This is a genomic window from Roseibium sp. AS2 (assembly GCF_038900065.1).
GTDB lineage: Bacteria > Pseudomonadota > Alphaproteobacteria > Rhizobiales > Stappiaceae > Roseibium.
The window spans coordinates 427,622-453,599 of sequence record NZ_JBBMQN010000003.1 but is presented as its reverse complement, the minus strand read 5'-3'; the positions used below and the strand labels follow the sequence as shown (position 1 = coordinate 453,599).

At 62.2% G+C, this 25,978-nt stretch carries 27 protein-coding genes and 1 other RNA gene; 16 read left to right on the top strand and 12 right to left on the bottom strand.

The genetic code is table 11. The features are described 5' to 3' along the window. Positions 1-14 precede the first annotated feature (14 nt). The 4 genes from WNZ15_RS11015 to WNZ15_RS11000 are packed head-to-tail and all read left to right on the top strand — an operon-like array spanning position 15 to position 3,386. A complete protein-coding gene (locus WNZ15_RS11015) occupies positions 15-962 on the top strand; it encodes a branched-chain amino acid ABC transporter permease (protein ID WP_342893020.1) in 948 nt (315 codons plus the stop codon). Positions 963-967: 5 nt separating this feature from the next. Beyond that, complete coding sequence (locus tag WNZ15_RS11010) at positions 968-1,942, top strand: branched-chain amino acid ABC transporter permease (RefSeq protein WP_342893019.1); 975 nt, start codon at positions 968-970, stop codon at positions 1,940-1,942. Continuing rightward, positions 1,942-2,688 carry an ABC transporter ATP-binding protein gene (locus WNZ15_RS11005; protein WP_342893018.1) on the top strand — a complete coding sequence of 249 codons (747 nt, stop codon included), beginning with the start codon at positions 1,942-1,944 and terminating at the stop codon, positions 2,686-2,688. Before WNZ15_RS11010 ends, WNZ15_RS11005 begins: the two co-directional genes overlap by 1 nt. Continuing rightward, positions 2,685-3,386, top strand: a complete 702-nt coding sequence (locus WNZ15_RS11000) for an ABC transporter ATP-binding protein (RefSeq protein ID WP_342893017.1) — start codon at positions 2,685-2,687, stop codon at positions 3,384-3,386. The genes WNZ15_RS11005 and WNZ15_RS11000 overlap by 4 nt, the downstream gene beginning before the upstream one ends. Positions 3,387-3,563: 177 nt before the next feature. Here WNZ15_RS11000 and WNZ15_RS10995 read toward each other — a convergent pair whose 3' ends face one another. From WNZ15_RS10995 to tkt, 10 genes are all read right to left on the bottom strand, one after another. Further along, positions 3,564-4,370, bottom strand: coding sequence for an inositol monophosphatase family protein (locus WNZ15_RS10995; RefSeq protein ID WP_342893016.1), 807 nt, complete (start codon positions 4,368-4,370; stop codon positions 3,564-3,566). Positions 4,371-4,443: 73 nt separating this feature from the next. Further along, positions 4,444-5,007, bottom strand: a complete 564-nt coding sequence (gene efp, locus WNZ15_RS10990) for an elongation factor P (protein WP_342893015.1) — start codon at positions 5,005-5,007, stop codon at positions 4,444-4,446. Positions 5,008-5,248: 241 nt separating this feature from the next. Next, positions 5,249-6,358: a tetratricopeptide repeat protein gene (locus WNZ15_RS10985; protein WP_342893014.1), complete on the bottom strand. Its 1,110-nt coding sequence runs from the start codon at positions 6,356-6,358 to the stop codon at positions 5,249-5,251. A 3-nt stretch (positions 6,359-6,361) separates the two neighbouring features. After that, a complete protein-coding gene (locus WNZ15_RS10980; protein WP_342893013.1) occupies positions 6,362-7,003 on the bottom strand; it encodes a thiamine phosphate synthase in 642 nt (213 codons plus the stop codon). A gap of 139 nt (positions 7,004-7,142) precedes the next feature. Further along, positions 7,143-8,210, bottom strand: a complete 1,068-nt coding sequence (gene fba, locus WNZ15_RS10975) for a class II fructose-bisphosphate aldolase (RefSeq protein WP_342893012.1) — start codon at positions 8,208-8,210, stop codon at positions 7,143-7,145. A 364-nt stretch (positions 8,211-8,574) separates the two neighbouring features. Beyond that, a complete protein-coding gene (locus WNZ15_RS10970) occupies positions 8,575-9,768 on the bottom strand; it encodes a phosphoglycerate kinase (protein ID WP_342893011.1) in 1,194 nt (397 codons plus the stop codon). A gap of 14 nt (positions 9,769-9,782) precedes the next feature. Then, positions 9,783-10,406 (bottom strand): LysE family transporter, encoded by a 624-nt coding sequence (locus WNZ15_RS10965; protein ID WP_342893010.1) that lies wholly within the window; start codon positions 10,404-10,406, stop codon positions 9,783-9,785. Between the two features lie 30 nt (positions 10,407-10,436). Then, on the bottom strand, positions 10,437-10,610 hold the full coding sequence (locus WNZ15_RS10960; RefSeq protein ID WP_342893009.1) for a hypothetical protein: 174 nt from the start codon (positions 10,608-10,610) through the stop codon (positions 10,437-10,439). 92 nt (positions 10,611-10,702) lie between these two features. Beyond that, entirely contained in the window at positions 10,703-11,713 is a 1,011-nt protein-coding gene (gap, locus tag WNZ15_RS10955) for a type I glyceraldehyde-3-phosphate dehydrogenase (protein ID WP_342893008.1), read from the bottom strand. 141 nt (positions 11,714-11,854) lie between these two features. Further along, positions 11,855-13,843, bottom strand: a complete 1,989-nt coding sequence (tkt, locus tag WNZ15_RS10950; RefSeq protein ID WP_342893007.1) for a transketolase — start codon at positions 13,841-13,843, stop codon at positions 11,855-11,857. 456 nt (positions 13,844-14,299) lie between these two features. Between tkt and WNZ15_RS10945 the strand changes: the two genes are divergently transcribed. From WNZ15_RS10945 to WNZ15_RS10915, 7 genes are all read left to right on the top strand, one after another. Continuing rightward, positions 14,300-14,596, top strand: coding sequence for a DUF4164 domain-containing protein (locus WNZ15_RS10945; RefSeq protein ID WP_342893006.1), 297 nt, complete (start codon positions 14,300-14,302; stop codon positions 14,594-14,596). Between the two features lie 6 nt (positions 14,597-14,602). Beyond that, positions 14,603-14,983 (top strand): cell division protein ZapA, encoded by a 381-nt coding sequence (locus WNZ15_RS10940; protein ID WP_342893005.1) that lies wholly within the window; start codon positions 14,603-14,605, stop codon positions 14,981-14,983. Positions 14,984-15,077: 94 nt separating this feature from the next. Continuing rightward, positions 15,078-15,232: non-coding RNA, 6S RNA (ssrS, locus tag WNZ15_RS10935), on the top strand. 90 nt (positions 15,233-15,322) lie between these two features. Then, positions 15,323-15,901 carry a 5-formyltetrahydrofolate cyclo-ligase gene (locus WNZ15_RS10930; protein WP_342893004.1) on the top strand — a complete coding sequence of 193 codons (579 nt, stop codon included), beginning with the start codon at positions 15,323-15,325 and terminating at the stop codon, positions 15,899-15,901. Positions 15,902-15,941: 40 nt separating this feature from the next. Then, complete coding sequence (locus WNZ15_RS10925) at positions 15,942-16,772, top strand: TIGR00282 family metallophosphoesterase (protein ID WP_342893003.1); 831 nt, start codon at positions 15,942-15,944, stop codon at positions 16,770-16,772. Between the two features lie 102 nt (positions 16,773-16,874). Further along, positions 16,875-17,621 carry a YebC/PmpR family DNA-binding transcriptional regulator gene (locus WNZ15_RS10920; protein ID WP_342893002.1) on the top strand — a complete coding sequence of 249 codons (747 nt, stop codon included), beginning with the start codon at positions 16,875-16,877 and terminating at the stop codon, positions 17,619-17,621. Between the two features lie 250 nt (positions 17,622-17,871). Continuing rightward, the gene (locus WNZ15_RS10915; RefSeq protein ID WP_342893001.1) at positions 17,872-18,168 is read left to right on the top strand and encodes a MazG-like family protein; all 297 of its coding nucleotides are present in this window, start codon (positions 17,872-17,874) and stop codon (positions 18,166-18,168) included. Here WNZ15_RS10915 and WNZ15_RS10910 read toward each other — a convergent pair. Then, the gene (locus tag WNZ15_RS10910; RefSeq protein ID WP_342893000.1) at positions 18,157-18,918 is read right to left on the bottom strand and encodes a sulfite exporter TauE/SafE family protein; all 762 of its coding nucleotides are present in this window, start codon (positions 18,916-18,918) and stop codon (positions 18,157-18,159) included. The genes WNZ15_RS10915 and WNZ15_RS10910 overlap by 12 nt on opposite strands. Positions 18,919-19,100: 182 nt before the next feature. On the opposite strand from WNZ15_RS10910, the gene ruvC reads away from it, so the two are divergent. The 4 genes from ruvC to ruvB are packed head-to-tail and all read left to right on the top strand — an operon-like array spanning position 19,101 to position 21,502. Then, a complete protein-coding gene (ruvC, locus tag WNZ15_RS10905) occupies positions 19,101-19,616 on the top strand; it encodes a crossover junction endodeoxyribonuclease RuvC (RefSeq protein ID WP_342892999.1) in 516 nt (171 codons plus the stop codon). Beyond that, the gene (gene ruvA, locus WNZ15_RS10900) at positions 19,613-20,230 is read left to right on the top strand and encodes a Holliday junction branch migration protein RuvA (protein ID WP_342892998.1); all 618 of its coding nucleotides are present in this window, start codon (positions 19,613-19,615) and stop codon (positions 20,228-20,230) included. The genes ruvC and ruvA overlap by 4 nt, the downstream gene beginning before the upstream one ends. Next, positions 20,227-20,472, top strand: coding sequence for an endonuclease (locus WNZ15_RS10895; RefSeq protein WP_342892997.1), 246 nt, complete (start codon positions 20,227-20,229; stop codon positions 20,470-20,472). Before ruvA ends, WNZ15_RS10895 begins: the two co-directional genes overlap by 4 nt. Next, complete coding sequence (gene ruvB, locus WNZ15_RS10890) at positions 20,462-21,502, top strand: Holliday junction branch migration DNA helicase RuvB (RefSeq protein WP_342892996.1); 1,041 nt, start codon at positions 20,462-20,464, stop codon at positions 21,500-21,502. Before WNZ15_RS10895 ends, ruvB begins: the two co-directional genes overlap by 11 nt. Before the next feature lie 112 nt (positions 21,503-21,614). On the opposite strand, the gene WNZ15_RS10885 is transcribed toward ruvB, so the two are convergent. Further along, positions 21,615-23,312: a cache domain-containing protein gene (locus WNZ15_RS10885; protein WP_342892995.1), complete on the bottom strand. Its 1,698-nt coding sequence runs from the start codon at positions 23,310-23,312 to the stop codon at positions 21,615-21,617. A 525-nt stretch (positions 23,313-23,837) separates the two neighbouring features. Here WNZ15_RS10885 and WNZ15_RS10880 point away from each other — a divergent pair. Then, positions 23,838-25,949 carry a methyl-accepting chemotaxis protein gene (locus WNZ15_RS10880; RefSeq protein WP_342892994.1) on the top strand — a complete coding sequence of 704 codons (2,112 nt, stop codon included), beginning with the start codon at positions 23,838-23,840 and terminating at the stop codon, positions 25,947-25,949. Positions 25,950-25,978 lie beyond the last annotated feature (29 nt).

The window sequence follows — 25,978 nt, the reverse complement described above, 5'->3', positions numbered from 1 at the left end:
AGCGGGCGCGTTCGATGTATGGAAAGGCAGACGCGGTGTCCTTGACCCTCTTTCTGATCCAGTGCCTGAACGGGCTTCAGTACGGAACGCTCCTGTTTCTGATCGCAGCCGGATTGACGCTTGTCTTCGGGGTCATGGGGTTCATCAACCTGGCCCATGGCGTGCAGTACATGGTGGGAGCCTATCTGGTCTTTGCCTTTCAGCAACTGACAGGCAACTTTTTCGTTGCGGTTGTCCTGTCACTGGTCGCCGCGCTGTTGCTCGGGCTGCTGCTGGAGTATTTTGTTTTCCGGCATCTTTACGGGCGCGATCACCTGGATCAGGTGCTGGCGACTTTCGGCATCATCATCTTTCTCAACGAGCTGGCCAAGGTCATCTTCGGGCCTGGAACGCTGTCGATCGAACCGCCCGAGGTTCTCTCCGGGTCTGTCCAGTTGACAGAGCAATTGCGCTATCCCGTGTACCGCTTCGTCACGATCCTGGCCGGCCTCGCCGTTGCCGTCCTGCTGTACATCACGGTGACCCGGACACGGGTGGGAATGCTGATCCGTGCCGGCGCAACAACGCCGGAGATGGTTTCCGCGCTTGGTGTCAACATCCAGAGACTGTTCATGATTGTCTTCGGCGTCGGCGCGATGCTTGCCGGCTTTGCCGGCGTGATCGCCGCCCCGATTTTTGCGATCGAGCCGGGCATGGGAGACAATATCCTGATCATCGCCTTCGTGGTCATCATCATTGGCGGTGTCGGATCGATCCGGGGCGCTTTCCTGGGCGCCCTGATGGTTGGCCTGTTCGACACGGTCGGGCGCACACTCCTGACCGAGGGGCTGGAGGTCGTCTTCCCGCCGTCCTTCTCCAATCAGGTGGGGCCTGCGCTGGCGTCGATGCTGATCTACATCCTGATGGCCGCCGTGCTGGTTGTCCGTCCGCAAGGTCTGCTGCCGGCGAAGGGAGCTCATTGATGCGGATGGATCGCAGCCTCCTGGTGATGGCGCTTGTCTTCGTGCTGTTGCTGGCCGCTCCGTTCGTCCTGCCGCCGTTGGGCCAAAGCTACCTGTTGAGCCTGTTGATCAAGGCCATGCTGCTGGCGATCGCCGCAATATCGCTCGATCTGCTGGTCGGCCACGGCGGGATGATCAGTCTGGGCCATGCGGCCTTCGTCGCGATTGGCGCGTATACGGCGGCCATCGGTCTGGAAAGCGGCATCGAGAACATCCTGGTTCTGCTGCTGCTGGCGCTATTGGTCTCCGGGCTCTGTGCTCTGGTCACCGGTGCACTGGCGCTCAGAACAACCGGGGTCTACTTTCTCATGATAACGCTGGCCTTTGGCCAGATGATCTATTTCACGCTGACGTCCCTTGCCCCTTACGGCGGAGACGACGGCTTGACGCTCTGGTCCCTGGCAACCTTTTTTGGCAGCGATGTGGTCCAAGGCAGCGGTCAGCTTTACCTGATTATCCTGCTGACGCTGCTGGCCAGCTGGTGGGGCGTTCACCGCTTGAGCAATGCCCGGTTCGGACGGGTGCTGCGCGCAGCGCGCGACAATCCCGACCGCACGGAGATCATGGGCTTTTCGATCTTCCGCTTCCGCCTGACCGCATATGTCATCGCCGGGATGATCGCCGCCGTCTCCGGCCTTCTGACAATGCAGCATGCGGAGTTCGTCAGCCCCGCGATGGCGGCCTGGCAGCGCTCGGGCGACCTCCTTGTGATCGTGGTTCTGGGAGGGCTGGGCACGCGCAACGGTGCGCTGCTCGGTGCGTTGTTCCTTGTCATCGTCGAAGAAGTCCTTGGTTCGTTCCTTCACGAGTGGCGGCTGATCTATGGCCCGCTGCTGGTGCTCATGGCACTCCACGCCAAGGGTGGGTTGAGCCACCTGCTTTTTCCGGCGAACAGAACCGAAAAGGCAGGCGTGACCCGGGTGAACGGGGAGCAGGCGTGATGAATGTTCTGGAAATCCGCAATCTGAACAAGCACTTCGGCGCGGTGCATGTGAGTCGGAACATTTCGCTGTCTGTTCCGGATGGTCAGTGCCACGCACTCATCGGGCCGAACGGCGCGGGCAAGACAACGCTGATCCACCAGATCTCCGGCGTCCTGCAGCCGGACGCAGGCGATGTCATTCTTGCAGGACAGAACATCACGACCAAGAAGACATGGCAGCGCGCGCAAGCCGGTCTCGGTCGCACATTTCAGCTGACCTCTGTTCTGCCGTCGTTCTCCGTTCTGGAAAACGTGGCGCTGGCGGCCCAGGCGAAGTCCGGATCAAGTTTCCGCTTTTTCCGCCCGGCCGCGCGGGAAAAGGACCTGAACGAAACAGCCATGGCGATGCTGGAGCGCCTTGGAATGAAAGAGCGGGCATTTGTGCCCGCCACCGATCTTTCGCACGGCGAAAGGCGGCTTCTGGAGCTGGCCATCGCACTGGCGGGGGCTCCGAGGTTCCTGCTCCTGGACGAACCCATGGCCGGCCTGGGGCGGGTGGAAAGTGTCATGTTGATCGACATTCTGGCCGATCTTCGCCGCAGCGTTCCGATGCTTCTGGTGGAACATGACATGGATGCGATCTTTCAGCTGGCGGATACGGTTTCGGTGCTGGTCGACGGAAAGGTCGTGGCACAGGGGGCCCCGGATCACGTGCGAAACGACCCTGCGGCCCGGGCGGCCTATCTCGGAGACACGGCACAATGAGCGCGCTCGTGACCGTTACGAACCTGCATGCCGGATACGGCAATGCCGAAGTCCTTTTCGGAATGGATCTCGACCTGACCGAAGGCCAGGTGACCACGCTCATGGGCCGCAACGGCATGGGCAAGTCGACCACGGTGCGATGCCTGATGGGTCTTTTAAAGCCCAGCGAAGGCAGGATCCTCGTGAAGGGCGAAGACCTGACGGGCGAACCTCCCTATCGGATTGCCCAGGCGGGGCTGGGACTGGTGCCGGAGGGGCGGCTGGTCTTTCCCTCGCTCTCCGTCGTTGAAAACCTGCTGGCAACCGCGCGTCCCACACCGGGCGGCTGGACGGTAGAGAAGGTTTTCGAAGCCTTTCCGCGCCTTGCGGAGCGCAGACGCAATCTCGGTTTCCAGTTGTCGGGCGGCGAGCAACAGATGCTGGCCATCGGGCGGGCTCTGATGACCAACCCGAACCTTCTGATCCTCGACGAGGCCACAGAAGGACTGGCGCCGCTCATCCGCGAGGAGATCTGGTCCATGCTTGCCCGCTTGAAGGCAGGCGGCCTGTCCATCCTGCTGATCGACAAGAACCTGGACGAACTCTCACGGATCTCTGACCGGTACTACGTTGTCGAAAAGGGCGAGATCGTCTGGAGCGGCACGGCCGAGGAGTTTGACGCCAATCGGGCGCATGTGGAGACGTATCTGCATTTTTGATGTGGAAGGGCACAGTGCGGACCTTGCGGCCCAGGTGGATGCTGGTCCCCCGATGCCGGCGACGACGTCGCTGCCTTTTTAAAATCGACAGTCCCTTTGCAGGCGCGCATCGTCGCCTGGGACCCGGAAATCCGCTCGGTGCTTCCGCCTGCGCCGGCGGCTTCCTGAAGGGCGGCGTCACCCCTCCGCCGGGGCCTCGGCCTTCTTCAGCAGCCGCAGGAGATGCTTGTGGGCGTCTTCGTTGCCGGCGACGACGTCGCCGCTTTCCAGCATCTTGGCTCTGCCCTGAAGATCGCTGACATAACCGCCGGCCTCGCGGACCATCAGAAGGCCCGCTGCGATGTCCCAGGAATTGAGATTGCGCTCCCAGTAGCCGTCGAAGCGGCCGGAGGCGGTCCAGGCAAGGTCGAGCGAGGCGGCACCGGCGCGGCGGATGCCGGCGACTTCCGGCATGATGTAGCGCAATTCGCGCAAGGAGCGGCCATGGTCGCCCTGGCCGATGAAGGGCAGGCCGGTTGCGAACACCATGTCAGGCAAGTTGGCGCGGCCGGCGACCCGCAAGCGGCGGTCGTTGAGAAAGGCGCCCCGGCCGCGTTCGGCGGTGTAAAGCTCGTCCATGACCGGGTTGAAGATCACCCCGGCGACGATCTCGCCGGAACGTTCAAGCGCAATGGACGTGGAGAAGATCGGAATGCCGTGCAGGAAGTTGGTGGTGCCGTCGAGTGGATCGATATGCCAGCGGTGCTGGCCGTCGGTACCCTTGACCTCGCCGCTTTCTTCCATCACGAGACCGAAGGTCGGCCGCGCCCTCGTCAATTCGGCGCTCACGATTTCCTCGGCGCGGCGGTCGGCGGCGGAGACGAAATCTCCGGGCCCCTTGCGCGAGACCTGCAGGTTTTCCACTTCGCCGAAATCGCGCACCAGAGACCGGCCGGCCTTGATCGCTGCTTGTACCATCACATTGAGGATTGCCGTGCGGGCCATCGATTGTCTCTTGTTGTTGGGCGGGTCCCGAAGGTGTCCGGGTGCGCCAAATTGATTTTTTCAGTGCCGCGGATCAGTCCGCGCGGCGCACATATTCCAGCGTGCCGGTGTCGACGATGATTTTCTCGTCGGCCTTGATGAACGGCGGCACCATGACGCGCACGCCGTTTTCCATCAGCGCCGGCTTGTAGGACGAGGACTGGGTCTGTCCCTTGACGACCGCATCGGCTTCGCTGATCTGCAAGGTGACGAATTGCGGCAGGGTGATGCCGATCGGCCGGTCCTCGTGCATTTCCACGGTGACCATCATGCCGTCCTGCAGGAAGGCGGCGCGGTCGCCGACGAAGTCCGCCTGCAATTCAAGCTGCTCGTAGGTTTCCGTGTCCATGAAGATCAGCATGTCGTCCTGGGTGTAGAGGTACTGGAAGTCCTTCTGTTCCAGGCGGACGCGCTCGACCTTGTCCTCGGAGCGGAAACGCTCGTTGAGCTTGCGGCCGTCAATCAGGTTCTTCATCTCGACCTGCGCGAAGGCACCGCCCTTGCCCGGCTTGACATGCTGGACCTTGACAACCGCCCAGAGCGTATCCTGATGCTGAAGCACGTTACCGGGTTTGATTTCGTTTCCGTTGATTTTCATGGAACGACCGACTTTTGATTGGTTTGGATCACAAGCGGCGCGGATGCCTGCAAAGGCCGGAGCGCCGGAAATTTGTTCGCGCCTGTCCACCACAAATGTCCGGAAGTTTCAAGGAAAAAGGCGATTCAGTGCGCAAATAGGGCTGCCGCCGGGAAGCTGCTGCCGCCGTTCCAGGAACGCTGATCGTCAGGAACGGTCTGGATCCACCGGTCGCAGCGACCGGAAGTGATCTGCAGCGAACTTAGGGACTTTCCCGTTCAGGATCCTCTGTCGGTGCCATCAGGGTGGCCGAATATTGCTCGGCGAGCTTGCGCGCCTCGGCCAGGGTGGTCTCGTCGAGGCTCTCCACGATCCGGTCGAGATTGTGGTCCGAGACGCCGAGGGTTCTGGCGATCAGGTGCCAGCCGGCGGCCGCGGCAAAGTCCTGCGGCCGGCCGCGCCCATAGGCGTAGATCCGCGCCAGCCGGTTCATGGCGACAGGATTGCCCGCCGTCGCGGCCCGCTCGAACCAGTCGGACGCTTCGGCCTCGTCCGGATCGACCCCCTTGCCCTGGAACCTCAGAATTCCGTAATAGACCTGCGCGGACGTATGCCCGCGCCGGGCCGCGCGGCCCATCCAGAAGGCCCCCTGACCGGGATCGTTCAATCCGGTCTGGGCTTCGATATAGGACAAGCCGAGCGCATATTGGGCTTCCGGATCATTGAGACCGGCTGCTTCCTCCAGAAGCTCCCGGGCCTTTTTCTCGTCAAACGGCCGGCCTTCGCCTTCCTGGTACAGCAGCGCGAGATTGTAGAGCGCGGATGGATTGCCGGTTTCGGCGGCCTGTTCGAAATAGTCGGCGGCCTTTTTCTTGTCCGCCTCGATCCCCGTGCCCAGCAGGTAAAGTTGTGCGAGCTGCATCGCGGAGCCCGCGTCGCCCTTGGCGGCGGCAAGCGCGTACCAGTCGGCCGCCTTGGTCTTGTCCTGAACGATGCCGAGCCCGGCCTCGTGCAGGACACCCATCAGGGCCTGCGCCGCCATGTCACCGTTTTCCGCCAGGGGCGTGGCAAGGCCCAAAGCCGTCAGGAACCAGCCGCGCTGAAAAGCGGCATAGGCGATGTCGGACCCGGCCTCCTCGCCGTCCGCCAGTCTGGGCGGACCGGCGTCGACGATGCTGCGGAGCGTCTTGTCATGAGTGGTGGCGTCAACCAGCGCCGGCACGGGGGCGGCGAGACTGCTTGCCGCAGCAGGGGCAACAGGCTCACTGGCGGCATCCGCTTCCTGCGCCACGACGGGACCCGCCGCGACAGTGGCGACAATCGCGGCGGTCAGGCGCAAGGCGGTCCGCGTGTTCTGTCGCAGGCTAATCATAAGTTAGTCGGCCTCGGGGAACGGGTAAGTCTCCAGAATACGGTTTGCTTCGGCGATCGTAGCAGAAATTTCCGGTCCGGACTGCCAGACGGCATCTTTCAATGCAACGAAATCCACGCCGGTCGCCGCGACCTCGCCCAGGGTGTCCAGCGTGTTGCCGGCCATCGCCACGCAGGGGGTCTCGAACAGCTCGGCCCACCAGGCGGCTCCGGTCAGGGTCTTGGCATGCGCGTTTTCCTTCTCGGCGAGATCGAGCTTGCCGAAAAAAATGTAGTCCACCCCGGTTTCCGCAAGTTCCATGGCGTCGTGCTTGAGCTTGGTGCCGCCCGAACCGACAATCCGCTCGGGCTGGAAGCTCTCGATTGCCAGTTTCAGGTCTTCCAGCGAGGTGTCGACATGAACGCCATCGGCGTTGCATCGGCCGGTGGCCTGGGTGTCCTGATAGACGATGGCCGCGGCCCCGCCTTCCTGGATGACCGGCACCAGCACGCTCGCGGCGGCCTGAATGTCCTTCGTCGCCGCGCCGGGCATGTAGATCAGCACACAGGCGACATCGCCGCCGGCAAAAGCCAGTTTCAGCTTTTCGGCCAAGTCGCCCGGAGCGAATTCCGGCGGTGTCACGAGAAAGAGGCGGGGGCGATTCACGGCGGCGGTCCTGATCTTCGGAAATAAGGGTTCTTGTCCCTAAAGACGGCGAAAGAGGGACGCAAGGCCCCTCTTTCAAGAAAATGAAGAAAGTCGGAACGCGCCGGCGCCGCCCCGGTGCTGCCCTGGCTGGCCGGGATCAGGCGATCCTGGGGTCGAGATCGCCCGACTGGTAGCGGGCGGCCATGTCGGACAAGGTGACGATTTTCTTGATCCTGGATGCCTGGCCGGCGGTGTTGAAGGCCTCCAGACGCTCGATGCAGAGCTTCTGCATGGCATCGCGGGCCGGCTTGAGATATTTGCGCGGATCGAATTCGCCCGGATTCTCGCTCAGGATCTTCCGGATCTGCCCGGTCATGGCCATGCGGTTGTCCGTGTCGATATTGACCTTGCGCACGCCGTTCTTGATGCCGCGCTGGATTTCCTCGACCGGGACGCCCCAGGTCTGCGGCATTTCCCCGCCATACCGGTTGATGATGTCCTGGAGATCCTGCGGCACGGAGGACGACCCGTGCATCACCAGATGGGTCTCGGGCAGGCGGCGGTGGATTTCCTCGATCACGTGCATGGCCAGAATGTCGCCGTCCGGCTTGCGGGTGAACTTGTAGGCGCCGTGGCTGGTGCCCATGGCGATCGCCAGGGCATCGACCTTCGTTTCCCTGACGAACTTGACCGCTTCTTCCGGGTCGGTCAGCAACTGGTCCTGGCTGAGCTTGCCTTCCGCGCCGTGGCCGTCTTCCTTGTCGCCCATGCCAGTTTCGAGAGAGCCGAGCACGCCAAGCTCGCCTTCCACGGAGATGCCGCCGAGATGGGCCATGTCGGTGACCGTTTTGGTGACGCCGACATTGTAGTCCCAGTCGGCCGGGGTCTTGCCGTCGCCTTCCAGGGAACCGTCCATCATGACCGACGTGAAGCCGGCCTGGATGGCGGTCATGCAGGTCTGCGGGGCATTGCCGTGGTCCAGATGAACGCAAACCGGGATGTGCGGGTAGATTTCGACGACCGCATCCATCATGTGCTTGAGCATGATGTCATTGGCGTAGGCGCGGGCACCGCGCGAGGCCTGGATGATCACCGGAGCATCGGTCTGATCCGCGGCCGCCATGATCGCCAGCGCCTGTTCCATGTTGTTGATGTTGAACGCCGGGACGCCGTAGTCGTGCTCAGCGGCGTGATCAAGCAACTGGCGAAGGGTAATGCGTGCCATTAAGTCTCTCCCGAGTGTCCGTATTCGTGTAGCCGTGGAAGCTAGCAAAAAATCGCGCGGCCGGTGTTGCTGTGCGTCAATCCACGGTGGTTCTAGCAAGATTTTCGGACATGGAAAGAGGGTAGTGACCGCCTAAATCAATTTAAATACAAGGGTTTTCGTCAAATTCACAGGTAGAGATTAATTCGATCTGCGAATTAATTCAGGCGGATATCCCGAGAGACAGGCTGCTGCCCCGGCCTTGAACCGGGGCCCCTGCTCCGGAAGGGACAGGTCCCGGCGCAAGGCCGGCACGGCGTGGAAAGCAAGGCGGCCGGGCGAGGGAAAGCGGCCGAGGAGACGGCCGGCTTGCCGCCTGCGCCTATCAGGCTTCCAGTGCTTTCACGCCCGGCAGGTCCTTGCCTTCCAGCCATTCCAGGAAGGCGCCGCCGGCGGTGGAGACGTAGGAAAAGTCGTCTGTTGCCCCGGCGTGGTTCAGCGCCGCGACCGTATCGCCGCCACCGGCGACGGAATTGAGTTTGCCGGCCTTCGTGTTTTCGGCTGCGTGCTGCGCCGCGGCGACGGTGGCCTTGTCGAAGGGGGCGATTTCAAAGGCGCCGAGCGGGCCGTTCCAGACCAGCGTTCTTGCGGCGTCGATCTTGGTCCTGACGGTGTCAATGGACGCCGCACCGACGTCCAGGATCATGGCATCTTCCGGAATGGCATCGAGGGAAACGGTCTCGTTGGCGGCGCCCGCCTTGAATTCCCGGGCGACGACGGCGTCGACGGGCAGCACGATTTCGCAACCGGCCTTGTCGGCCGCGGCCATGATCGTCTTCGCGGTCTCCGCAAGGTCATGCTCGCAAAGGGACTTGCCGACGTTGATGCCCTTGGCGGCGAGGAACGTGTTGGCCATGCCGCCGCCGATCACCAGCATGTCGACCCGGGTGACGAGGTTCTCCAGAAGATCGATCTTCGAAGAAACCTTGGCGCCGCCGACAACGGCCAGGACCGGGCGGACCGGTGCGCCGAGGGCCGAGCCGAGGGCTTCGAGTTCGGCCTGCATGGTCCGGCCGGCATAGGCCGGCAGAAGCTTCGCGATGCCTTCGGTGGAGCCGTGGGCCCGGTGGGCGGCGGAAAAGGCGTCGTTGACATAGATGTCGCCATTGGCGGCCAGCGCTGTTGCGAAGTCCGGGTCGTTGTTTTCCTCGCCCTTGTGATAGCGGGTGTTTTCCAGAAGGAGCACATCGCCGCCGGCCATGGCCGCTACTGCATCGGCGGCAGGCTGGCCGATGCAATCGTCGGCGAAGGCAACCGGCTTGCCGAGCAGGGCGGCAACGGCCGAGGCAACCGGGGCAAGGGACATGTCCGCAACGCGTTCGCCCTTGGGGCGGCCGAAATGGGCGAGCAAGATCACTTTCGAACCCTTGCCGGACAGCTCGGTGATGGTCGGCAGAACACGTTCGATGCGCGTGGTGTCGCTCACCTTGCCGCCGCTCATCGGAACATTCAGGTCGACACGCACCAGAACGCGTTTGCCGGCGATGTCAGTCAGGTCATCGAGTGTTTTGAAAGCCATGGAAACACCTGTTGTCAGGAACGGGACGAATTGGTTGAGACGGCGATGCCGATGCCGAACAGGGTCAGCAGAACACCGAAGGAGCGCTCAATCCAGAGCTTGAGGCGCATGAACCGGAGCCGGACGGCGGGCAGGGTGAAGAACAGGGTCACCAGCACGAACCACACGAACACGCCGCTCGCCATGATCACGCCATAGCCGATCTGGGTCCAGAGCGGGGTTGCCGGGGATGTGACCTGCAGGAACACCGAGAGCGCGAACATGGTGGCCTTGGGGTTGGTCACATTTGTGAAAAAGCCCCACCGTAGCGCCTTCAGCGGCGGCATGCCGGTGAGCGCATCTTCAGCAGGCATTTCCCGCGAGGCGGTCCGGTACATGGTCACGCCGAGGAAGATCAGATAGGCGGCGCCGATCAGCTTGAGCGCGTTGAACAGGAAAATGGACTGGGACACGATCAGGCCGATGCCGGCCAGGGCGTAGGTGACGTGCACGCCAAGCGCCAGGGCGATGCCGAGTGCGGTCATGATGCCGGCAAGTCGGCCGCCGATCAGCGCGTTGCGCAGGACCACGGCGAAGTCCGGCCCCGGCACGACCGCGACGACAACGGTCAGGGAAATGACAGTGAGAAGCTCGAGCACGAAGTCTCCGATGTTCTGGAAGCAGGCTGATCAGCGGTCCGGGGGCGTTTCGAGGTTCTTCATGATCTCGGCCCTGGTCTTGTCGACATCCGGTTGCCAATGGCGATGGCTCCGGTTCTTGTTGCGCTCGATGTATCGATCGAGGACATAAAAGCCGACGCCCAGGAGGACGACAAACCCGAATATCATGGCCAACGAAGTCATGCTTTCCTCCGGCCCGCTCGCATTGAAAGGGCGGATGCAGCTCTGCCGCAACCGCCCTTGAGGTCAACAGGGATGTTCGGTCATCCGACCCATCAGATCAGCTTTGCCATCGCGATGGCGGTGTCGGCCATGCGGTTGGAGAAGCCCCACTCGTTGTCGTACCAGGACAGGATGCGCACGAAGGTGCCGTCCAGAACCTTGGTCTGATCGGTGTGGAACACGGACGAATGGCTGTCGTGGTTGAAGTCCATGGAGACCAGATTGTCGTCGGTGTAGCCGAGGATGCCCTTCAGCTTGCCGTCGGCCGCGCTCCGGATCGCGGCGTTGATTTCCTCAACGGTGGTCTCGCGGCTGGCGATGAAGTTGAGGTCGACCACCGAGACGTTCGGGGTCGGGACGCGGATGGCGACACCGTCCAGCTTGCCGTTCAGTTCCGGCAGCACCAGACCGACGGCCTTGGCGGCGCCGGTCGAGGTCGGGATCATCGACATCGCCGCTGCGCGGGCGCGGTAGAGATCCTTGTGCATGGTGTCCAGCGTCGGCTGGTCGCCGGTGTAGGAATGGATCGTCGTCATGAAGCCCTTTTCGATGCCGATGGCCTCATTGAGGACATAAGCGACCGGAGCCAGGCAGTTGGTGGTGCAGGAGGCGTTGGAGACGACCAGGTCGCCGGCCGTCAGCGCGTCGTCGTTGACACCGTAGACGATGGTCTTGTCGGCACCGGCTGCGGGGGCGGAAACAAGGACGCGCTTGGCGCCGGCTTCCAGGTGCAAGGACGCCTTGTCCTTGGCGGTGAAGATGCCGGTGCATTCCAGCGCGACTTCGACGCCGAGCTCGCCCCAGGGCAGGTCCTTCGGGTCCCGGATCGCGGTGACCTTGATCGGCTTGCCGCCGTCGACGGAGATGGCGTCACCGTCCACCGTGACCGTGGCCGGGAACCGGCCGTGAACGCTGTCGTAGCGCAGCAGATGCGCGTTGGTTTCCACCGGACCGAGATCGTTGATCGCGACGACCTCGATGTCGGTGCGGCCCGATTCGACGATGGCGCGCAGAACATTGCGGCCGATGCGTCCAAATCCGTTGATTGCTACCTTGGTTACCATAGTCCACTCCCGCAATCTTCGGCGTGCCGTCGCAGGCTCCCGCCGATCTGAAAACCACATGCCGTGGTGTTTTTAAGAGCACACCCGTGCCCGGGGTCCGGCAACATAAAAGGAAATCATGCTGCCGGGTATTGATCTCGATTAAGCTTCGAGCCTTTCCTTCGCAGCCGCCACGACGGCTTCGCTGGTGATGCCGAAATGTTCGTAGAGCTCCTTGTAGGGAGCGCTTGCACCAAAGCCGGTCATGCCGACAAAGGCGCCGTCGTTGCCGATGAAGCGGTCCCAGCCCATGCGGATGCCGGCTTCCACCGCGATCTTGACCGGGCTGGTGCCGATGACGTCTGCCTTGTAGTCGTCGGACTGGGCCTCGAACAGTTCGAAAGACGGAACGGAAACGACCCGTGCCGCGATACCCGCCTCGGCGAGAGCCGCGTGGGCATTCACGGCGATCTCGACCTCGGAGCCCGAAGCGAAGATCGTGACGGCTGCATCCTCGTCGCTGTCGATGAGCGCATAGGCGCCCCTGGCGCACAGATTGTCTTCCTCGAAGGTCTTGCGCAGCGACGGCAGGTTCTGGCGGGTAAGGGCCAGGACTGACGGGCCGGCGCGGTTTTCCAGGGACAGCTGCCAGCATTCCAGCGTCTCGGTGATGTCGCCGGGACGGAAGAAGGTCAGATTCGGGATCGCCCTGAGGGCGGCGAAATGCTCGACCGGCTGGTGGGTCGGGCCGTCTTCGCCGAGGCCGATCGAATCATGGGTCATCACATGAATGACCCGCTGGCCCATCAGTGCGGCAAGGCGGATCGACGGGCGGCAGTAGTCGGAGAAGATCAGGAAGCCGCCGGAATAGGGAATGAGGCCGCCATGCAGGGCGATGCCGTTCATGGCCGCAGCCATGCCGTGCTCGCGAATGCCGTAATGGATGTAACGGCCGGAGAAGTCGTCCGGCGTGACCGGCAATGTCTGTTTGGTCTTGGTGTTGTTCGAACCGGTCAGATCCGCGGAACCACCGATGGTTTCCGGCACGACCTCGTTGATGACACCCAGCACGGCCTCGGAGGCCTTTCGGGTCGCCATGGTCGGCTGCTCTTCGGCGAGTTTCTTCTTGTAGTCCATCATGGCCGTGGCATAGGCCGCCGGAAGATCACCGCGGTTGCGGCGTTCGAACTCGGCCCGGGTTTCCGCGTCGGCCTCGGCGAAGCGCTTCTGCCAGTCCTTGTGGGCGTGGGCGGATCTGAGGCCGGCGATGCGCCAGGCGTCCAGGATCTCGCTCGGAACCTCGAAGGGTTCGTATGGCCAGTTGAGTGCCGCGCGGGTGCCGGAGATTTCCTCGGCGCCGAGCGGGGCGCCGTGCACCTTGGCCGTACCGGACTTGGTCGGGGCACCGAAGCCGATGGTGGTCTTGGCGGCGATCAGCGTCGGACGGTCGCTTGCCTGGGCCTGTCGGATGGTGGCGGAAATCGCAACCGGATCATGGCCGTCGACGCTGAGTGTGTTCCAGCCCGATGCGGCGAAACGGGCCAGCTGATCGGTGCTGTCGGTGAGTTCGACCTTGCCGTCGATGGAAATGCCGTTGTCGTCCCAGATGACGATCAGCTTGTTCAGCTTCAGGTGCCCGGCCATGGACAGGGCTTCCTGGCTGATGCCTTCCATGAGGCAGCCGTCGCCGGCCAGCACATAGGTGTAGTGATCGACCAGCTTCTCGCTGAAGCGCGCCGACTGGAGCCGTTCGGCAATGGCCATGCCGACGGCATTGCCGAGCCCCTGGCCGAGCGGACCGGTGGTCGTCTCGATGCCGGCGCCGTGGCCGTATTCCGGATGGCCGGCGGTGCGCGAACCGAGCTGGCGGAAGTTCTTGATCTCGTCGAGCGAGAAGTCCTCGTAGCCGAGAAGATACAGCAGGCTGTAAAGCAGCATCGAGCCGTGACCGGCGGACAGGACGAACCGGTCGCGGTCGGCCCAGTTCGGGGCGGTCGGGTCGAATTTCAGGAACTCGGTGAACAGCACTGTCGCGATATCCGCAGCGCCCATTGGCAGTCCGGGATGACCGGACTTGGCCTTTTCGACCGCATCGATGGCAAGGAAGCGGATCGCATTTGCCATGCGCTGGTGTTTATCAAGATCGGTCATCTTCTTCCCGTTGCTTGCTTTGAAGCCTCCCTTGGCCAGGGCGGAGCGCCCGGCAAGGCAAATTTGAGGTACGTTGCTCAAAAGTTAACTGTCGTCAGTTTCGATCAGGCGCCAGACAAATATCAGGAACCGTCAACGAGTCAACAAAGCTGGTTGGGGACGTGAACGGGCCGCATCGGCAGAAAAATATCCGGCGAGGGGTTACAGAGTTGAGGATTCTGCCGAAGGCGGCATTGACTGGAAGAAGTTGCGGTGCCTAAGCTTGATCGCCTGATAAAGATTTGCTTTTTCGTCGTTGGACATGCGCCGTGAAGCTTCGTTCTGTTTGTGTTTTGTTTATGCAGCGGTTGCGGAGTTTGAAACGGCGGCTCTCCGGCAGGATGTTTGAAAGGCCAGTCTGATATTTGAAAGGAATGCGCGGACCGCCGCAAAAAAACACTTGGGACAATGAAATTTATGGCGGATGTCGACTGCATTGAAAAAACCAGCCTCACCGACGCGGTCAGGCGCCTGGATCAGGCGGTCGGCCATCTGGAAACCTCCATTCAGCGCAGAATGGACGCCGACCGGTCGCTGAACGCCCTCCAGGACGATCTGCAAAGACTGGGCGAGGACCGCTCCCAGCTCGCCGTGACGCTGGATGAAAGCGAAGCGCGTGCGTCCCGGCTCGAAGAGGCCAACAAGGATGTTTCCCGGCGTCTCGTCTCGGCCATGGAAACCATTCGCAGCGTGCTCGACGCGCACGGAGGCTGATTTCCCATGGCGCAGATCACGGTCACCATCAACGGCAAATCCTTCCGCATGGCATGCGACGACGGCGAGGAGGAGCGGCTCACCGGGCTGGCCGCGCGATTCGACAACTGGATCTCGGACCTTCGGGGCTCGTTCGGCGAGATCGGTGACCAGCGGCTCACGGTCATGGCGGGCATCATGGCAACCGACCAGGTCTCCGAACTGGAGCGCAAGGTTGCCAGGCTGGAAGGGGAACTGGCCGATGCACAAAACCAGCAAGTGGCTGCCCTGGACGACATGAGCCAGAACGAGGAACAGCTTTCCCGGGCTGTCAACACGGCCGCCGCGCGAATCGAAAGCCTCGCCGACAGCCTTTCCAAGAGCCTCAGGAACCCCGATGTTTCCTGAAGTCGGGCCGAAGCGCCGAGGTTTTTCCCAATTCGTTTGCGATGAAATCCGGGCCGCTCTGGAAATTGCGCCCACATCCGACTATATGCGGTAGCTGTGGCTGCCCGACACGTCAGGACCATTATCCCCGGGGCCTTACGCATTCCTAAGGGAGCTGTCCCTGCTTTGGGCCGTGGTCCTCGGCATACGGCGCCCACCTACATTGTAGGTTCTCCGGGATTGCAGATCCAACGATCGGGCGGCTGCGCTTCTGATTTTTCCGCTTCACTGGTCGATGTATTTGTCGTCGATATCACTGTCGTCGCGGGCCTGGTTTTATGGCCCGGTTGTTGAGGTCCCATGATCGACCTGTCTTCTCCTGCCACTGAAAAAAACATTCTCCGCAAGCAGGCGCTCGCCAAACGGGCGGCGATGGGCGAACTCGAGCGGATCGAAAAAAGTCTCGCGCTGGCAGATCATGCCGGCACCCTGCCGATCCCGGCAGGCGCCATTGTCTCGGGATTCTGGCCCATCCGCGACGAGATCGACCCGAGACCGCTGTTGGACAGTCTGCGCCGGAAAGGCCATCCGCTGTGCCTGCCGGTCGTCGCCGACCCTCACCTGGTGTTCAGAACGCTGGAGCCCGGCGCCGAGCTTGTCGACGCCGGCTTCGGAACCGTCGCGCCGGGACCGGCAGCGGCCACCGTGCAGCCACGGGTCCTGCTGATGCCCCTGGCCGGGTTCGACGATGCGGGAAACCGGATCGGATACGGCAAGGGCCATTATGACACGGCGATTACCGCGCTGGAAAAGACGGGTCCTCTCCTGTGTATCGGACTGGCCTTTGCCGCGCAGGAGGTTGACCGCGTGCCGACGGAAGCGCATGACAAACCATTGGATGGAATTTTGACCGAACTTGGCTACCGGGCGTTCGGCTGAAAGGCAGCGAGGCCACGGCCGTTCGTTCAGTGAGGATTTGATGCGTATTCTGTTTCTGGGCGATCTCGTCGGGCGTGTGGGCCGGACCGCGGTGATTGAAAAGCTTCCTGAACTGGTGGAGGCCAACCAGCTTGATTTCGTGATCGTCAACGGCGAGAACGCGGCGTCCGGATTCGGGATCACCGAAGCCATTGTCCAGGATGTCCTGGACGCGGGCGCCGATGTGGTGACCACGGGCAACCATGCCTGGGACCAGCGCGATACGCTCGTCTATATCGAGCGGCAGGACAGGTTGTTGCGACCGGTCAACTACCCGTCCGGAACGCCGGGCCGGGGCGCGCATCTATTCACCGCCCGCAACGGCGCGCAGGTCATGGTCGCGAATGTGATGGGACGGGTCTACATGGATGCGCTGGACGATCCGTTCGCCGCCATCGACAAGGTGGTCGACAATTGTCCGCTCGGACAGGTCGCCGATGCCATCATCGTTGACATGCATGCGGAAGCGACCAGCGAAAAGCAGGCCATGGGCCATTTCCTGGACGGACGTGTCAGCCTCGTCGTCGGCACGCATACCCACGTTCCGACCGCCGATCACCAGGTTCTCGAAAACGGGACCGCCTATATGTCCGACGCGGGCATGTGCGGCGCTTATGACAGCGTTCTGGGAATGGACAAGGAGGAACCGGTCAACCGGTTCCAGCGCAAGATACCGGGCGGCAGGTTCACGCCGGCGACGGGCGAGGCGACCATCAGCGGCGTTGCCATTGAAACGGATGACCGGACCGGGCTGGCCGAGCGAATTGCCCCTGTCAGGATCGGCGGGCGGCTGGAGCCCGTGCTCCCGCAGTTCTGGCCCTCAGACGGCTGAGCCGCGAGCCCCGAAATTCACAGATCTGGATTTTCCACGCCAACTTGCCTATAAGCGGCGCAGTTTTTCATCGAATTCATCCGCAGAGAACCGGAAAGAGCCATGGCAGGCCATTCAAAATTCAAGAACATCATGCACCGCAAGGGACGCCAGGACGCCGTCCGCTCCAAGATGTTCTCCAAGCTGTCCAAGGAAATCACCGTCGCCGCCAAGATGGGCGACCCGGACCCTGACGCCAATCCGCGCCTGCGCCTTGCCGTGCAGAACGCGAAGGGGCAGTCGATGCCCAAGGACAACATCCAGCGGGCGATCAACAAGTCGCAGACCGGGGATGCCGAGAACTACGAAGAAATCCGCTATGAGGGCTACGGTCCGGCAGGCATCGCCGTGGTGGTCGAGGCGCTGACCGACAACCGGAACCGCACCGCGTCCAACGTGCGCTCCTATTTTACCAAATGCGGCGGATCTCTCGGCGAGACCGGATCGGTGTCTTTCATGTTCGACCGGGTCGGAGAGGTCGTCTACAAGCCTGAAGCCGGTGAAGCGGAAGCCGTCCTGGAAGCGGCAATCGAGGCCGGTGCCGAAGACGTGCAATCCGATGAAAACGGTCATACGATCTACACGGCCTTTGAAGACCTCAACGAGGTTGCCAAGGCGCTGGAAGATGCCCTGGGCGAAGCCGAGTCGACCCGGATCATCTGGAAACCGCAGACCCTGACGCCGGTCAACGCGGACAAGGCCCAGACACTGATGAAACTCATCGACATGCTGGAAGACGACGACGACGTCCAGACCGTCTATTCCAACTTCGACGTCGACGAGGAAACCATGGCGGCGCTGGCGTCCTGACCGGACTAGAGGAATTGTGAATTGGAAACCCCGGTTCGGCCGGGGTTTTTTGTTTGTAATGCGGGCCCCCCACCGCTAACCCCTCCCCACAAGGGGGAGGGGGACCGGCTCATCGTTTTCCGGATATCTCTGCCTTGTCGAGGCGTCGCGAAATCGGGGCCTTGACGACGGCACGGCACTAATCCCCTCCCCCTCGTGAGGAGGGTTAGGGTGGGGGAACGGCCTTGCCGCGTGTACAGGAGATGCAGCGATGTTCGATATCTACGACCTCACCCAAAAGGATCCGAAGTCTCTCCAGGAGCGCGCGTTGAAGCTGGCGGAGGAGGCCGGGGAGCTGGCGCAGGCGGTGCTCTCGGTCACGAAGGCGCCGGGCAGCGAATACAAGGCCCATTCGCTTGGCGATGTGCGCGAGGAGGCCGTGGACGCGGCCATCGTGGCGCTGAGCATCCTGGCGCAGGCGTCTTCGAGCCGCGAGGATTTCGATGCCGAGCTTGATCGCCTGATGGTGTTGAAATGCTCCAAATGGCAGGAAAAACTATCGGAATAGAAAATCGAGCGCGGGCATGCTGGTGAGTGCCGCCAGGCCGATCAGCCCGTAGGCGAGCTTGCGGTAATGCGCGGGGCTGGCGACCTTGAAACCGTTCGAGCCGATATAGATTGCAAGGGCATAGACCGGGATTGCGATCAACAAAAGGTGGAAGACCTGGAGCGTGAAAAAGCCGTTGAGGATATAGGCGGCAAAGGTGCCGATGCTGGCGAGCGCAAAAAACACGATCAGGTTGGCCCTGACGATGGCCGGTTCGCTGGCGCTGGAAAGCCAGAACGCGACAACCGGGGGCCCGGAGACCTGTGAAATCCCGCCGAGAACGCCGGCGACCGCGCCGATCCCGAAGGACACCGGCCGGGTGGGTTTTTTGTGGTAGCGCCAACCGGACACGAGCAGCAGCAGCAAGCCGCTGACGATGGCGAAGATGACCCAGCGCAGCAGCAGGACATCGGTATTGGCCAGCAGCCACGCGCCGGAGTGAACGAAAATCACCGCGCCCAGGACCGCGGGAAGCACCGTGGCCCAGTTGCACAGGCGCAGCGCCCGGACGACCAGCGGCAACGCCACGATGCCGTCTATGAACAGAAATGCGGCGGCTGCCGTCGATGGCAGCATCACGCTGGTTGCCACAGGCATGAAGATCATGCCGGCGCCGAAGCCGGCAAATCCGCGCACGCATCCGGCGACGAAGAGCACTGCGGCCAGGAACATCAGCAGGTTCGGCGGATAGGAACTGAAAATCTCGAACATGGAACTCACGGTGTGCGCATCGGGGAAAACGGCGAACGGGGGGAAGAAACAGCGAAATTTTATTGTGCGATGGGCGGAACGGCTCCCGGACAGCGGCTTCCGGGTCGAATTCGACAGGCTTCCTGCTCGTAAGCCGTGCTTTGGCTGGCGTCAACGATCAAGTTTTGTTACCGATTTGTTCCATGACACATGCGATTCGATTGCTGGGCATCGACCCCGGACTGCGGCGCACCGGCTGGGGCATGATCGAGGCGGCGGGCAACCGCCTGTCCTTCATCGCGTCCGGCACGGTCACTTCAGACAACAAGAAGAGCCTCGCCGAACGGCTGGTGCAGTTGCACGACGGCCTGAGCGAGGTCGTGCGCCTGCAGGATCCGATGGAAGCCGCGGTCGAACTCACCTTCGTCAACAAGGACGCCGGGGCGACGCTGAAGCTGGGCCAGGCGCGCGGGGTCGCGCTGCTGGTGCCGTCGCTCGCCGGCCTGCCGGTGGCCGAATACGCACCGAACCTGGTCAAGAAGACCGTGGTCGGCACGGGGCATGCGGAAAAGGACCAGATCCGGGCGATGGTGAAGGTGCTGATGCCGCGTGCCACATTCAATTCCGACGATGCTGCGGACGCGCTGGCGATCGCCATCTGCCACGCGCAGCACCGGGCGAGCACAGCGGCAAGACTGGCGGCGATGGGGGCGGCATGATCGGAAAACTCAAGGGCACGATCGACAGCTACGGCGAGGATCACGTCATTCTGGACGTTCACGGGGTCGGCTATCAGGTTCATTGCCCCTCCCGGATCCTTCAGGGATTGCCGCGGGCAGGCGAGGCGGCGGTCCTGTTCATCGAGACCATTGTCCGCGAGGACATGATCCGGCTCTATGGTTTTTCAGCGGAAGCGGAGCGGGAATGGTTCCGCATGCTGATGACGGTGCAGGGCGTCGGTGCCAAGGTCGCGCTCGGCATCCTGGGCATCCTGAAGGCGGGCGAAGTGGCAAACGCCATCGCGCTCGGCGACAAGGCGTCGATCACCCGGGCCCCGGGTGTGGGCAAGCGGGTGGCGGAGCGAATTCTCGCGGAACTGAAAGACAAGGCGCCGGGCCTTGCGACCGTCGACGAGGGCACGATTTCGGTTTCGCAGACGGTGGCCGACAATGTCGCCGCGCGTCCGGTTGCCGAAGCGGTGTCCGCGCTGACCAATCTGGGCTACGCTCCCGCACAGGCAAGCGCGGCGGTCGCCAGGGCAATGCAGTCCGCGGGCGATGACGCGAAGACGGAAACACTGATCCGCCTCGGCCTTAAGGAACTCGCCGGATGATTGTATTTGCCTACGCAGTCCTTGCGATCGTTTTTGTCGCTCTCGGCATCGGCGGGATCATGTATCTCGATCACCGGTTCTCCCTGTCCGTGGGCGACCGGCCCTTTGCCATGAAGGGCAGGCGGATCGAGACCGACGATCCTTTCGTGCGCCGCCAGTACAGAAAATTCTATGCGATCAGGGTGGCTTACTCCGCCGCCCTGCTGGTGCTCCTGTTCGTGGTCGTAAGCCATGTCGGATGACAGCCGGATCGTGACGCCGGAAATCCGCGGCGATGAGATCGACAGCACCATGCGGCCGCAGGTGCTGGACGATTTTGTCGGCCAGGCCCAGGCCCGCGCCAATCTGAAGGTCTTCATCGGAGCGGCCAAGGCGCGCGGCGAGGCGCTCGATCATGTCCTGTTCGTCGGCCCGCCGGGCCTCGGCAAGACCACGCTTGCCCAGATCATGGCGCGCGAGCTCGGCGTGAACTTCCGGGCCACCTCCGGGCCTGTGATCGCCAAGGCGGGCGACCTCGCCGCATTGCTTACCAACCTGGAAGAGCGGGACGTGCTTTTCATCGACGAGATCCACCGGCTCAGTCCGGCTGTCGAGGAAGTGCTTTATCCGGCCATGGAGGATTTCCAGCTCGATCTGATCATCGGCGAGGGGCCGGCGGCCCGGTCGGTGAAGATCGACCTGGCCAAGTTCACGCTTGTCGCTGCAACCACCCGACTGGGTCTTCTGACCACGCCGCTCAGGGACCGGTTCGGCATTCCGGTCCGGTTGCAGTTCTATACGGTCGCGGAGCTGGAACACATCGTCAAACGGGGCGCGGCCATCCTGGGTATCGGTATCGCGGAGGATGGTGCCCGCGAGATCGCCAGGCGCTCGCGCGGAACACCGCGCATCGCGGGCCGCCTGCTGCGGCGGGTGCGGGACTTCGCGATTGTCGCGGGTATCGAACGCGTCGACCGGGCGCTGGCGGACAAGGCGCTGTTGCAGCTGGAAGTCGACAGCGCCGGCCTGGACAGTCTCGACCGGCGCTATCTCACCCAGATCGCCACCAATTTCGGCGGCGGACCTGTCGGGATCGAGACGATCGCGGCGGCGCTGTCGGAGCCCAGAGACGCGATCGAGGAGATCGTCGAACCTTATCTGATCCAGAACGGTTTTCTGCAGAGGACGCCGCGCGGCCGGGTGCTGGCGCCGATGGCGTTCGAGCATCTCGGCCTGGCGGCTCCGGCAAGGGCTGACTTGCGGCAGATAGGTCTGTTCCAGGATCCTGACTAGAGTTTCCTGCCTTCCATCTGACCCGCTTCGACCCTTTGTCGAAAAGCAGAGGCCGTCCAAGGGGACGGCCTCGTTGCCTCTGTTTCGGGTCGACGGTGAGCCGGGTTAAGGGTCAGGCCGCCTCGCTTGCGGAGTTTTCCTTGATGCCGGACAGGAACGTTCCGACACTCGAGCGCAGTTCCCTGGCTTCCCGGTCAAGGCTTTGGGCGGCAGCATTGACCATGTCGGCGGCCTCGTTGGTGACGCCGGCGGCAGACGATACGCCGCCTATATTGGCAGTCACTTCCTGCGTACCGGCGGCAGCCTGCTGGATGTTGCAGGCAATCTCGTTGGTGGCGACGCCCTGCTGCTCCACCGCAGCCGAAATGCCGCTGGTGATCTCGTTGATCTTGCTTATCGTGCCCGTGATGGCGCCGATGGCTTCGACCGCGTGACTGGTTTCGCCCTGAATGCTCGAAATATGCGAGGAAATCTCCTCCGTTGCCTTGGAGGTCTGTGTCGCCAGTTCCTTTACTTCGGCCGCGACAACCGCGAAGCCCTTGCCGGCCTCACCGGCACGGGCGGCCTCGATGGTGGCATTGAGTGCCAGCAGATTGGTCTGCTCGGCAATCGCCTGGATGAGCGTGACGACTTCACCGATCTTTGCGGCGGCTTCGGACAGGCCCTGGATGCGTTCGTTCGTGGAGGAGGCCTGCTCCGTGGCCTGCGAGGCGATTTCGCTGGAAGCGGATACCTGGCGGCTGATTTCGGCAACCGACGCGGCGAGTTCCTCTGCGGCGGCTGCAACCGTCTCCGTGTTTGCGGAAGCGGTCGAGGCTGCGGACGCGACGGCTTCGCTCTGATCCGTCGTCTGTTGGGCTCCCGAATTCAGATTGGTGGAGGCATGCTGCAGGCTTTCCACCGATCCGGTGATCGTGTTCAGCAGACCTGTGATCTGGATGTCGAATTTCGAGGAAAGATCCTGGATGTTGTCCGAGCGTTGCAGATCCAGTTGCTGGCGTTCGTTCTGTTTGTGCTCCAGCTCCCGGCGTGCGTTTTCGTTGGCAACGAAGGTTTCCATGGTTTCCGCCATTTCGCCGATCTCGTCGCCGCGCCGCATGCCGGTGATTTCGACTGCGGTGTCGCCGTCAGCCAGTGTCTTCATGCTGCGTGTCAGGCCTTTCAGCGGCACAACGATGTTGCGGATCGTCGCGATGGCGATGATGCCGGCGATGATGCCGGCCACGGCCAGGAAGCCGAGCATCGTGCTGGCCTTGGTCCAAAAAGCTTTCGAGACGTCGTCAACATAAACGCCCGCGGCCGTTACCCAGCCCCAGGGTTCGAAGGCTGCCGACCAGGTGGACTTCGGGCTCAGCGCTTCCTCTCCCTTGCGGTTCCACGTGTAGGTCACGACGCCACCGCCGTTGCGGGCAACCTCGATGATCTCGCGCACATGGTACTTGCCGCTCTTGTCCTGCGAATCCCATGCGCTTGTTCCTTCACTGGCCTTGTTGGCGCTGACCATGCGCGTTCCGTCATAGCTCTGAACGAAAGCGTAGTTGTTGCCATCGAACTGGATCGCACGAACGACGTTGCGCGCCCACTCCTGGGCTTCTTCCCTGCTCAACTCTCCGGAAGTTTCCAGCTTGTGGAAATAATTCAGAACCGAGTTGGTGATCTCCACAACCGTCTGGGTTTTTGCGGTGCGTTCCCCGTAGAGGATCGATCGCAGCGAAAAGAGATCATATGTGACGAGCGCAAGTGTGAAGACGGCCAGACTGACGACCGGGATCCAGATCTTGAATCCGATACGGAATTTATCGAGGAGCATGTCGAAGGTCCTAATGGTGATGGCGTTTTCATTATAGTCGTTTGATATTGTTAATTTAATTTGAACTAGTGAATAAATTTGGATGATTGGTTTTTCTACTTTCTCCTCGTTTGTCCGGGGTGCCGAAAAAACAGTTTCCTGATGTAGCTTGTGGGTGAATTTTTCTGAAATTGAATGCAAATGGTCTTCTGTCTTCAGGTTCCTTTTGGTCGGTTTCGAAACGTTGCTGACAGTTTATTTCGCAGATGCACAAAAGCCTCGGGACTTGTTGAGGAAGGGCCGATAAAACTTCGGAATCGGCACCTCACCTTGCTGGACCTGACCGCCTGACCGCCTGACCCAACCGCCGGAGCCGGGCCTGCTCGGGAGAGAGGGGCCGAGCAACGCAGGCTTTCACCGCGCCTGTCTCAAGTCGAAAACGGAGAACTATTTCCGTTACTGTCATTTTCGTCATGGTCAACGCTACTATTAAGCATTTATTCTTTCCTGTCGGCCTATCGTCCCGTTAACCACGCGGGGGGATTCATGCGTAAGAGACTTTCTTCTAAATTGGTGCTGATGTTTCTGGCAGGCGCGCTGACCATGTGCGTTGCCATTGTCACCGTGACATCGACGATTTCGCGGGATGTGGCGAACGGTCAGGCCGATGCCGGTTTGCAGAGCGCGACCAGGGCCAAGCAGAAGGTGCTGGAACTGGCGCTGGATCAGGTCACGACGAGCGCAACGTTCTTCGTCTCGCTGGAAGAGGCCAAGGACAGTCTCATGAAGACCCTGGTCGGGTGGAAGAACCTGAAGGAGGGCCAGAAAGAGACCCTGCGGAAGATCTTCGTGACCGACAATCCGCATCCGGCGCATGAACGGTACCTGCTGGTCGAGCCGGCCGAGTCCAACTACTACGTGAACAATCACAAGGCGGTCCATCCGATCTATCAGGACGTGGTCGGGCAGGGCCTGTTCTCCGATGCCGCGCTGACGAATCCCGACGGTTTCATCACCTATACCTACGGCAAGGGCGCGGAGTTTGCGTTTCATGTCGACGACGCCGACATCAGGGGCCTGCCGATCCAGATCGCACTCGGCAAGCTGTTCGATGCCTCCCGAGACGAGACGCTCGCCGCCGGACAGATCTTTTCTTCCGGTTTCATTGCGGGACAGGACGGCAAGGTGTCCCTGGTTCTGGCGGCTCCGGTCTTTTATCTCGACCGGTTTTTCGGCGCGGTCGCCTTTTCGGCCAACATGGAACGACTGGCGGCTCTGCTGAACGAACCGGCCGGACTGGGCGACAGCGAACAGGTGTTCCTGATGGAGGCCGGCGGCCAGCTCGCCGCTCTTGATGCCAGGGGAGATGCCGGCAGCCTGCATTCGCTCGAGAGCATTTCCGCGGGCGACAGCCAGATCGTGCTTGACGGCGACAACTACCGGTATGCCGAGGCTTCCGGCAGCTTCCAGGAAACGCCCTATGGTGTCGTGCAGGCGCTTCGGCAGACGGAGCTGTCGGCGGCAGCGGACCGTATCACCTTCGGTGCGATCCTTTCCGGCTTTCTCTGCCTGATCCCGATTGTCGGCCTGATCTGGTTCGTCACGCGGCGCATGTTCGCACCGCTGGAACGGCTGGCGGGCGCGGCGCGAAAGATCGCCGACGGCGATCTCGAGGTCGAGGTCGAGGCGACCGGGCGACCGGACGAGATCGGGCGCATGGCGCGCTGCATCGAGGTCTTCAAGGACAATTCCGTCGAGCGCGAGCGCCTGGCGGCCGAGCGCAAGGTGGGGCATATCGCCCGTATGGATCGGGAAAAACTGATCGATTCCCTGATCGCGGCGTTCCGGGCCGAGTCCCAGACCGTGCTCGAACTCGTGGAAACCAACATTGCCCGTGTCGAAGCGGTGTCCTCGTCGCTCAACGACCGGTCCGCTTCCGCTTCCGAACAGGGGCAGGCGGCCGTTTCCACTTCCGAAAACGCGTCCTCGAACGTGCAGGCGGTTGCCTCCGCGACCGAGGAACTGAATGCCTCCATCTCCGAAATCTCCCGGCAGGTCGAGACGACCGCCTCCATCGTGGAAAAGACCACGGAAGCGGCACAAAGCTCGAACTCCAAGATTTCCGGTCTTGAAGACGCCGCAAACAAGATCGGCGACGTGGTCTCGCTGATTTCCGAGATCGCCGAACAGACCAACCTGCTGGCTCTCAACGCGACCATCGAGGCGGCCCGGGCCGGCGATGCGGGCAAGGGCTTCGCTGTTGTTGCCTCCGAAGTGAAATCCCTGGCGGGTCAGACCGCCAAGGCCACCGAGGAAATCTCGACACAGATCGCCGCGATCCAGGCCTCCACCTCGGAAGCGGTGAAGGAGATCGCCCGGGTGTCGGACTCCGTCGAGGAGGTCAATTCCTATACGACGACCATCGCCGGTGCCGTCCAGGAGCAGGGATCGGCGACCAGCGAGATCTCGCGCAACGTGGCGGAGGCAGCCGACGGCACGCGCAGCGTCGCCGCGACGGTGGCTTCCCTCAACGAGGGCGTTGCCGAAAACTCGCAAGCGGTGGGCGACATGCTCACGGCGACGCTGGAGATGAAACAGCAGGCAGAACAGCTGCGCGGCTCGGTCGAGAAATTCCTTTCCGAGGTTGCGGCGGCCTGATTGCGGCGATAGGTAGGACGAGGTGCCGT

Excerpts from the sequence above, each read along its gene's own strand:
- WNZ15_RS11015 (WP_342893020.1), top strand. The coding sequence starts at position 15 with ATGTATGGAAAGGCAGACGCGGTGTCCTTGACCCTCTTTCTGATCCAG.
- WNZ15_RS11010 (WP_342893019.1), top strand. The coding sequence starts at position 968 with ATGGATCGCAGCCTCCTGGTGATGGCGCTTGTCTTCGTGCTGTTGCTG.
- WNZ15_RS11005 (WP_342893018.1), top strand. The coding sequence starts at position 1,942 with ATGAATGTTCTGGAAATCCGCAATCTGAACAAGCACTTCGGCGCGGTG.
- WNZ15_RS11000 (WP_342893017.1), top strand. The coding sequence starts at position 2,685 with ATGAGCGCGCTCGTGACCGTTACGAACCTGCATGCCGGATACGGCAAT.
- WNZ15_RS10995 (WP_342893016.1), bottom strand. The coding sequence starts at position 4,370 with ATGGCCCGCACGGCAATCCTCAATGTGATGGTACAAGCAGCGATCAAG.
- efp (WP_342893015.1), bottom strand. The coding sequence starts at position 5,007 with ATGAAAATCAACGGAAACGAAATCAAACCCGGTAACGTGCTTCAGCAT.
- WNZ15_RS10985 (WP_342893014.1), bottom strand. The coding sequence starts at position 6,358 with ATGATTAGCCTGCGACAGAACACGCGGACCGCCTTGCGCCTGACCGCC.
- fba (WP_342893012.1), bottom strand. The coding sequence starts at position 8,210 with ATGGCACGCATTACCCTTCGCCAGTTGCTTGATCACGCCGCTGAGCAC.
- WNZ15_RS10970 (WP_342893011.1), bottom strand. The coding sequence starts at position 9,768 with ATGGCTTTCAAAACACTCGATGACCTGACTGACATCGCCGGCAAACGC.
- WNZ15_RS10960 (WP_342893009.1), bottom strand. The coding sequence starts at position 10,610 with ATGACTTCGTTGGCCATGATATTCGGGTTTGTCGTCCTCCTGGGCGTC.
- gap (WP_342893008.1), bottom strand. The coding sequence starts at position 11,713 with ATGGTAACCAAGGTAGCAATCAACGGATTTGGACGCATCGGCCGCAAT.
- tkt (WP_342893007.1), bottom strand. The coding sequence starts at position 13,843 with ATGACCGATCTTGATAAACACCAGCGCATGGCAAATGCGATCCGCTTC.
- WNZ15_RS10945 (WP_342893006.1), top strand. The coding sequence starts at position 14,300 with ATGGCGGATGTCGACTGCATTGAAAAAACCAGCCTCACCGACGCGGTC.
- WNZ15_RS10940 (WP_342893005.1), top strand. The coding sequence starts at position 14,603 with ATGGCGCAGATCACGGTCACCATCAACGGCAAATCCTTCCGCATGGCA.
- WNZ15_RS10930 (WP_342893004.1), top strand. The coding sequence starts at position 15,323 with ATGATCGACCTGTCTTCTCCTGCCACTGAAAAAAACATTCTCCGCAAG.
- WNZ15_RS10925 (WP_342893003.1), top strand. The coding sequence starts at position 15,942 with ATGCGTATTCTGTTTCTGGGCGATCTCGTCGGGCGTGTGGGCCGGACC.
- WNZ15_RS10920 (WP_342893002.1), top strand. The coding sequence starts at position 16,875 with ATGGCAGGCCATTCAAAATTCAAGAACATCATGCACCGCAAGGGACGC.
- WNZ15_RS10915 (WP_342893001.1), top strand. The coding sequence starts at position 17,872 with ATGTTCGATATCTACGACCTCACCCAAAAGGATCCGAAGTCTCTCCAG.
- WNZ15_RS10910 (WP_342893000.1), bottom strand. The coding sequence starts at position 18,918 with ATGTTCGAGATTTTCAGTTCCTATCCGCCGAACCTGCTGATGTTCCTG.
- ruvC (WP_342892999.1), top strand. The coding sequence starts at position 19,101 with ATGACACATGCGATTCGATTGCTGGGCATCGACCCCGGACTGCGGCGC.
- ruvA (WP_342892998.1), top strand. The coding sequence starts at position 19,613 with ATGATCGGAAAACTCAAGGGCACGATCGACAGCTACGGCGAGGATCAC.
- WNZ15_RS10895 (WP_342892997.1), top strand. The coding sequence starts at position 20,227 with ATGATTGTATTTGCCTACGCAGTCCTTGCGATCGTTTTTGTCGCTCTC.
- ruvB (WP_342892996.1), top strand. The coding sequence starts at position 20,462 with ATGTCGGATGACAGCCGGATCGTGACGCCGGAAATCCGCGGCGATGAG.
- WNZ15_RS10885 (WP_342892995.1), bottom strand. The coding sequence starts at position 23,312 with ATGCTCCTCGATAAATTCCGTATCGGATTCAAGATCTGGATCCCGGTC.
- WNZ15_RS10880 (WP_342892994.1), top strand. The coding sequence starts at position 23,838 with ATGCGTAAGAGACTTTCTTCTAAATTGGTGCTGATGTTTCTGGCAGGC.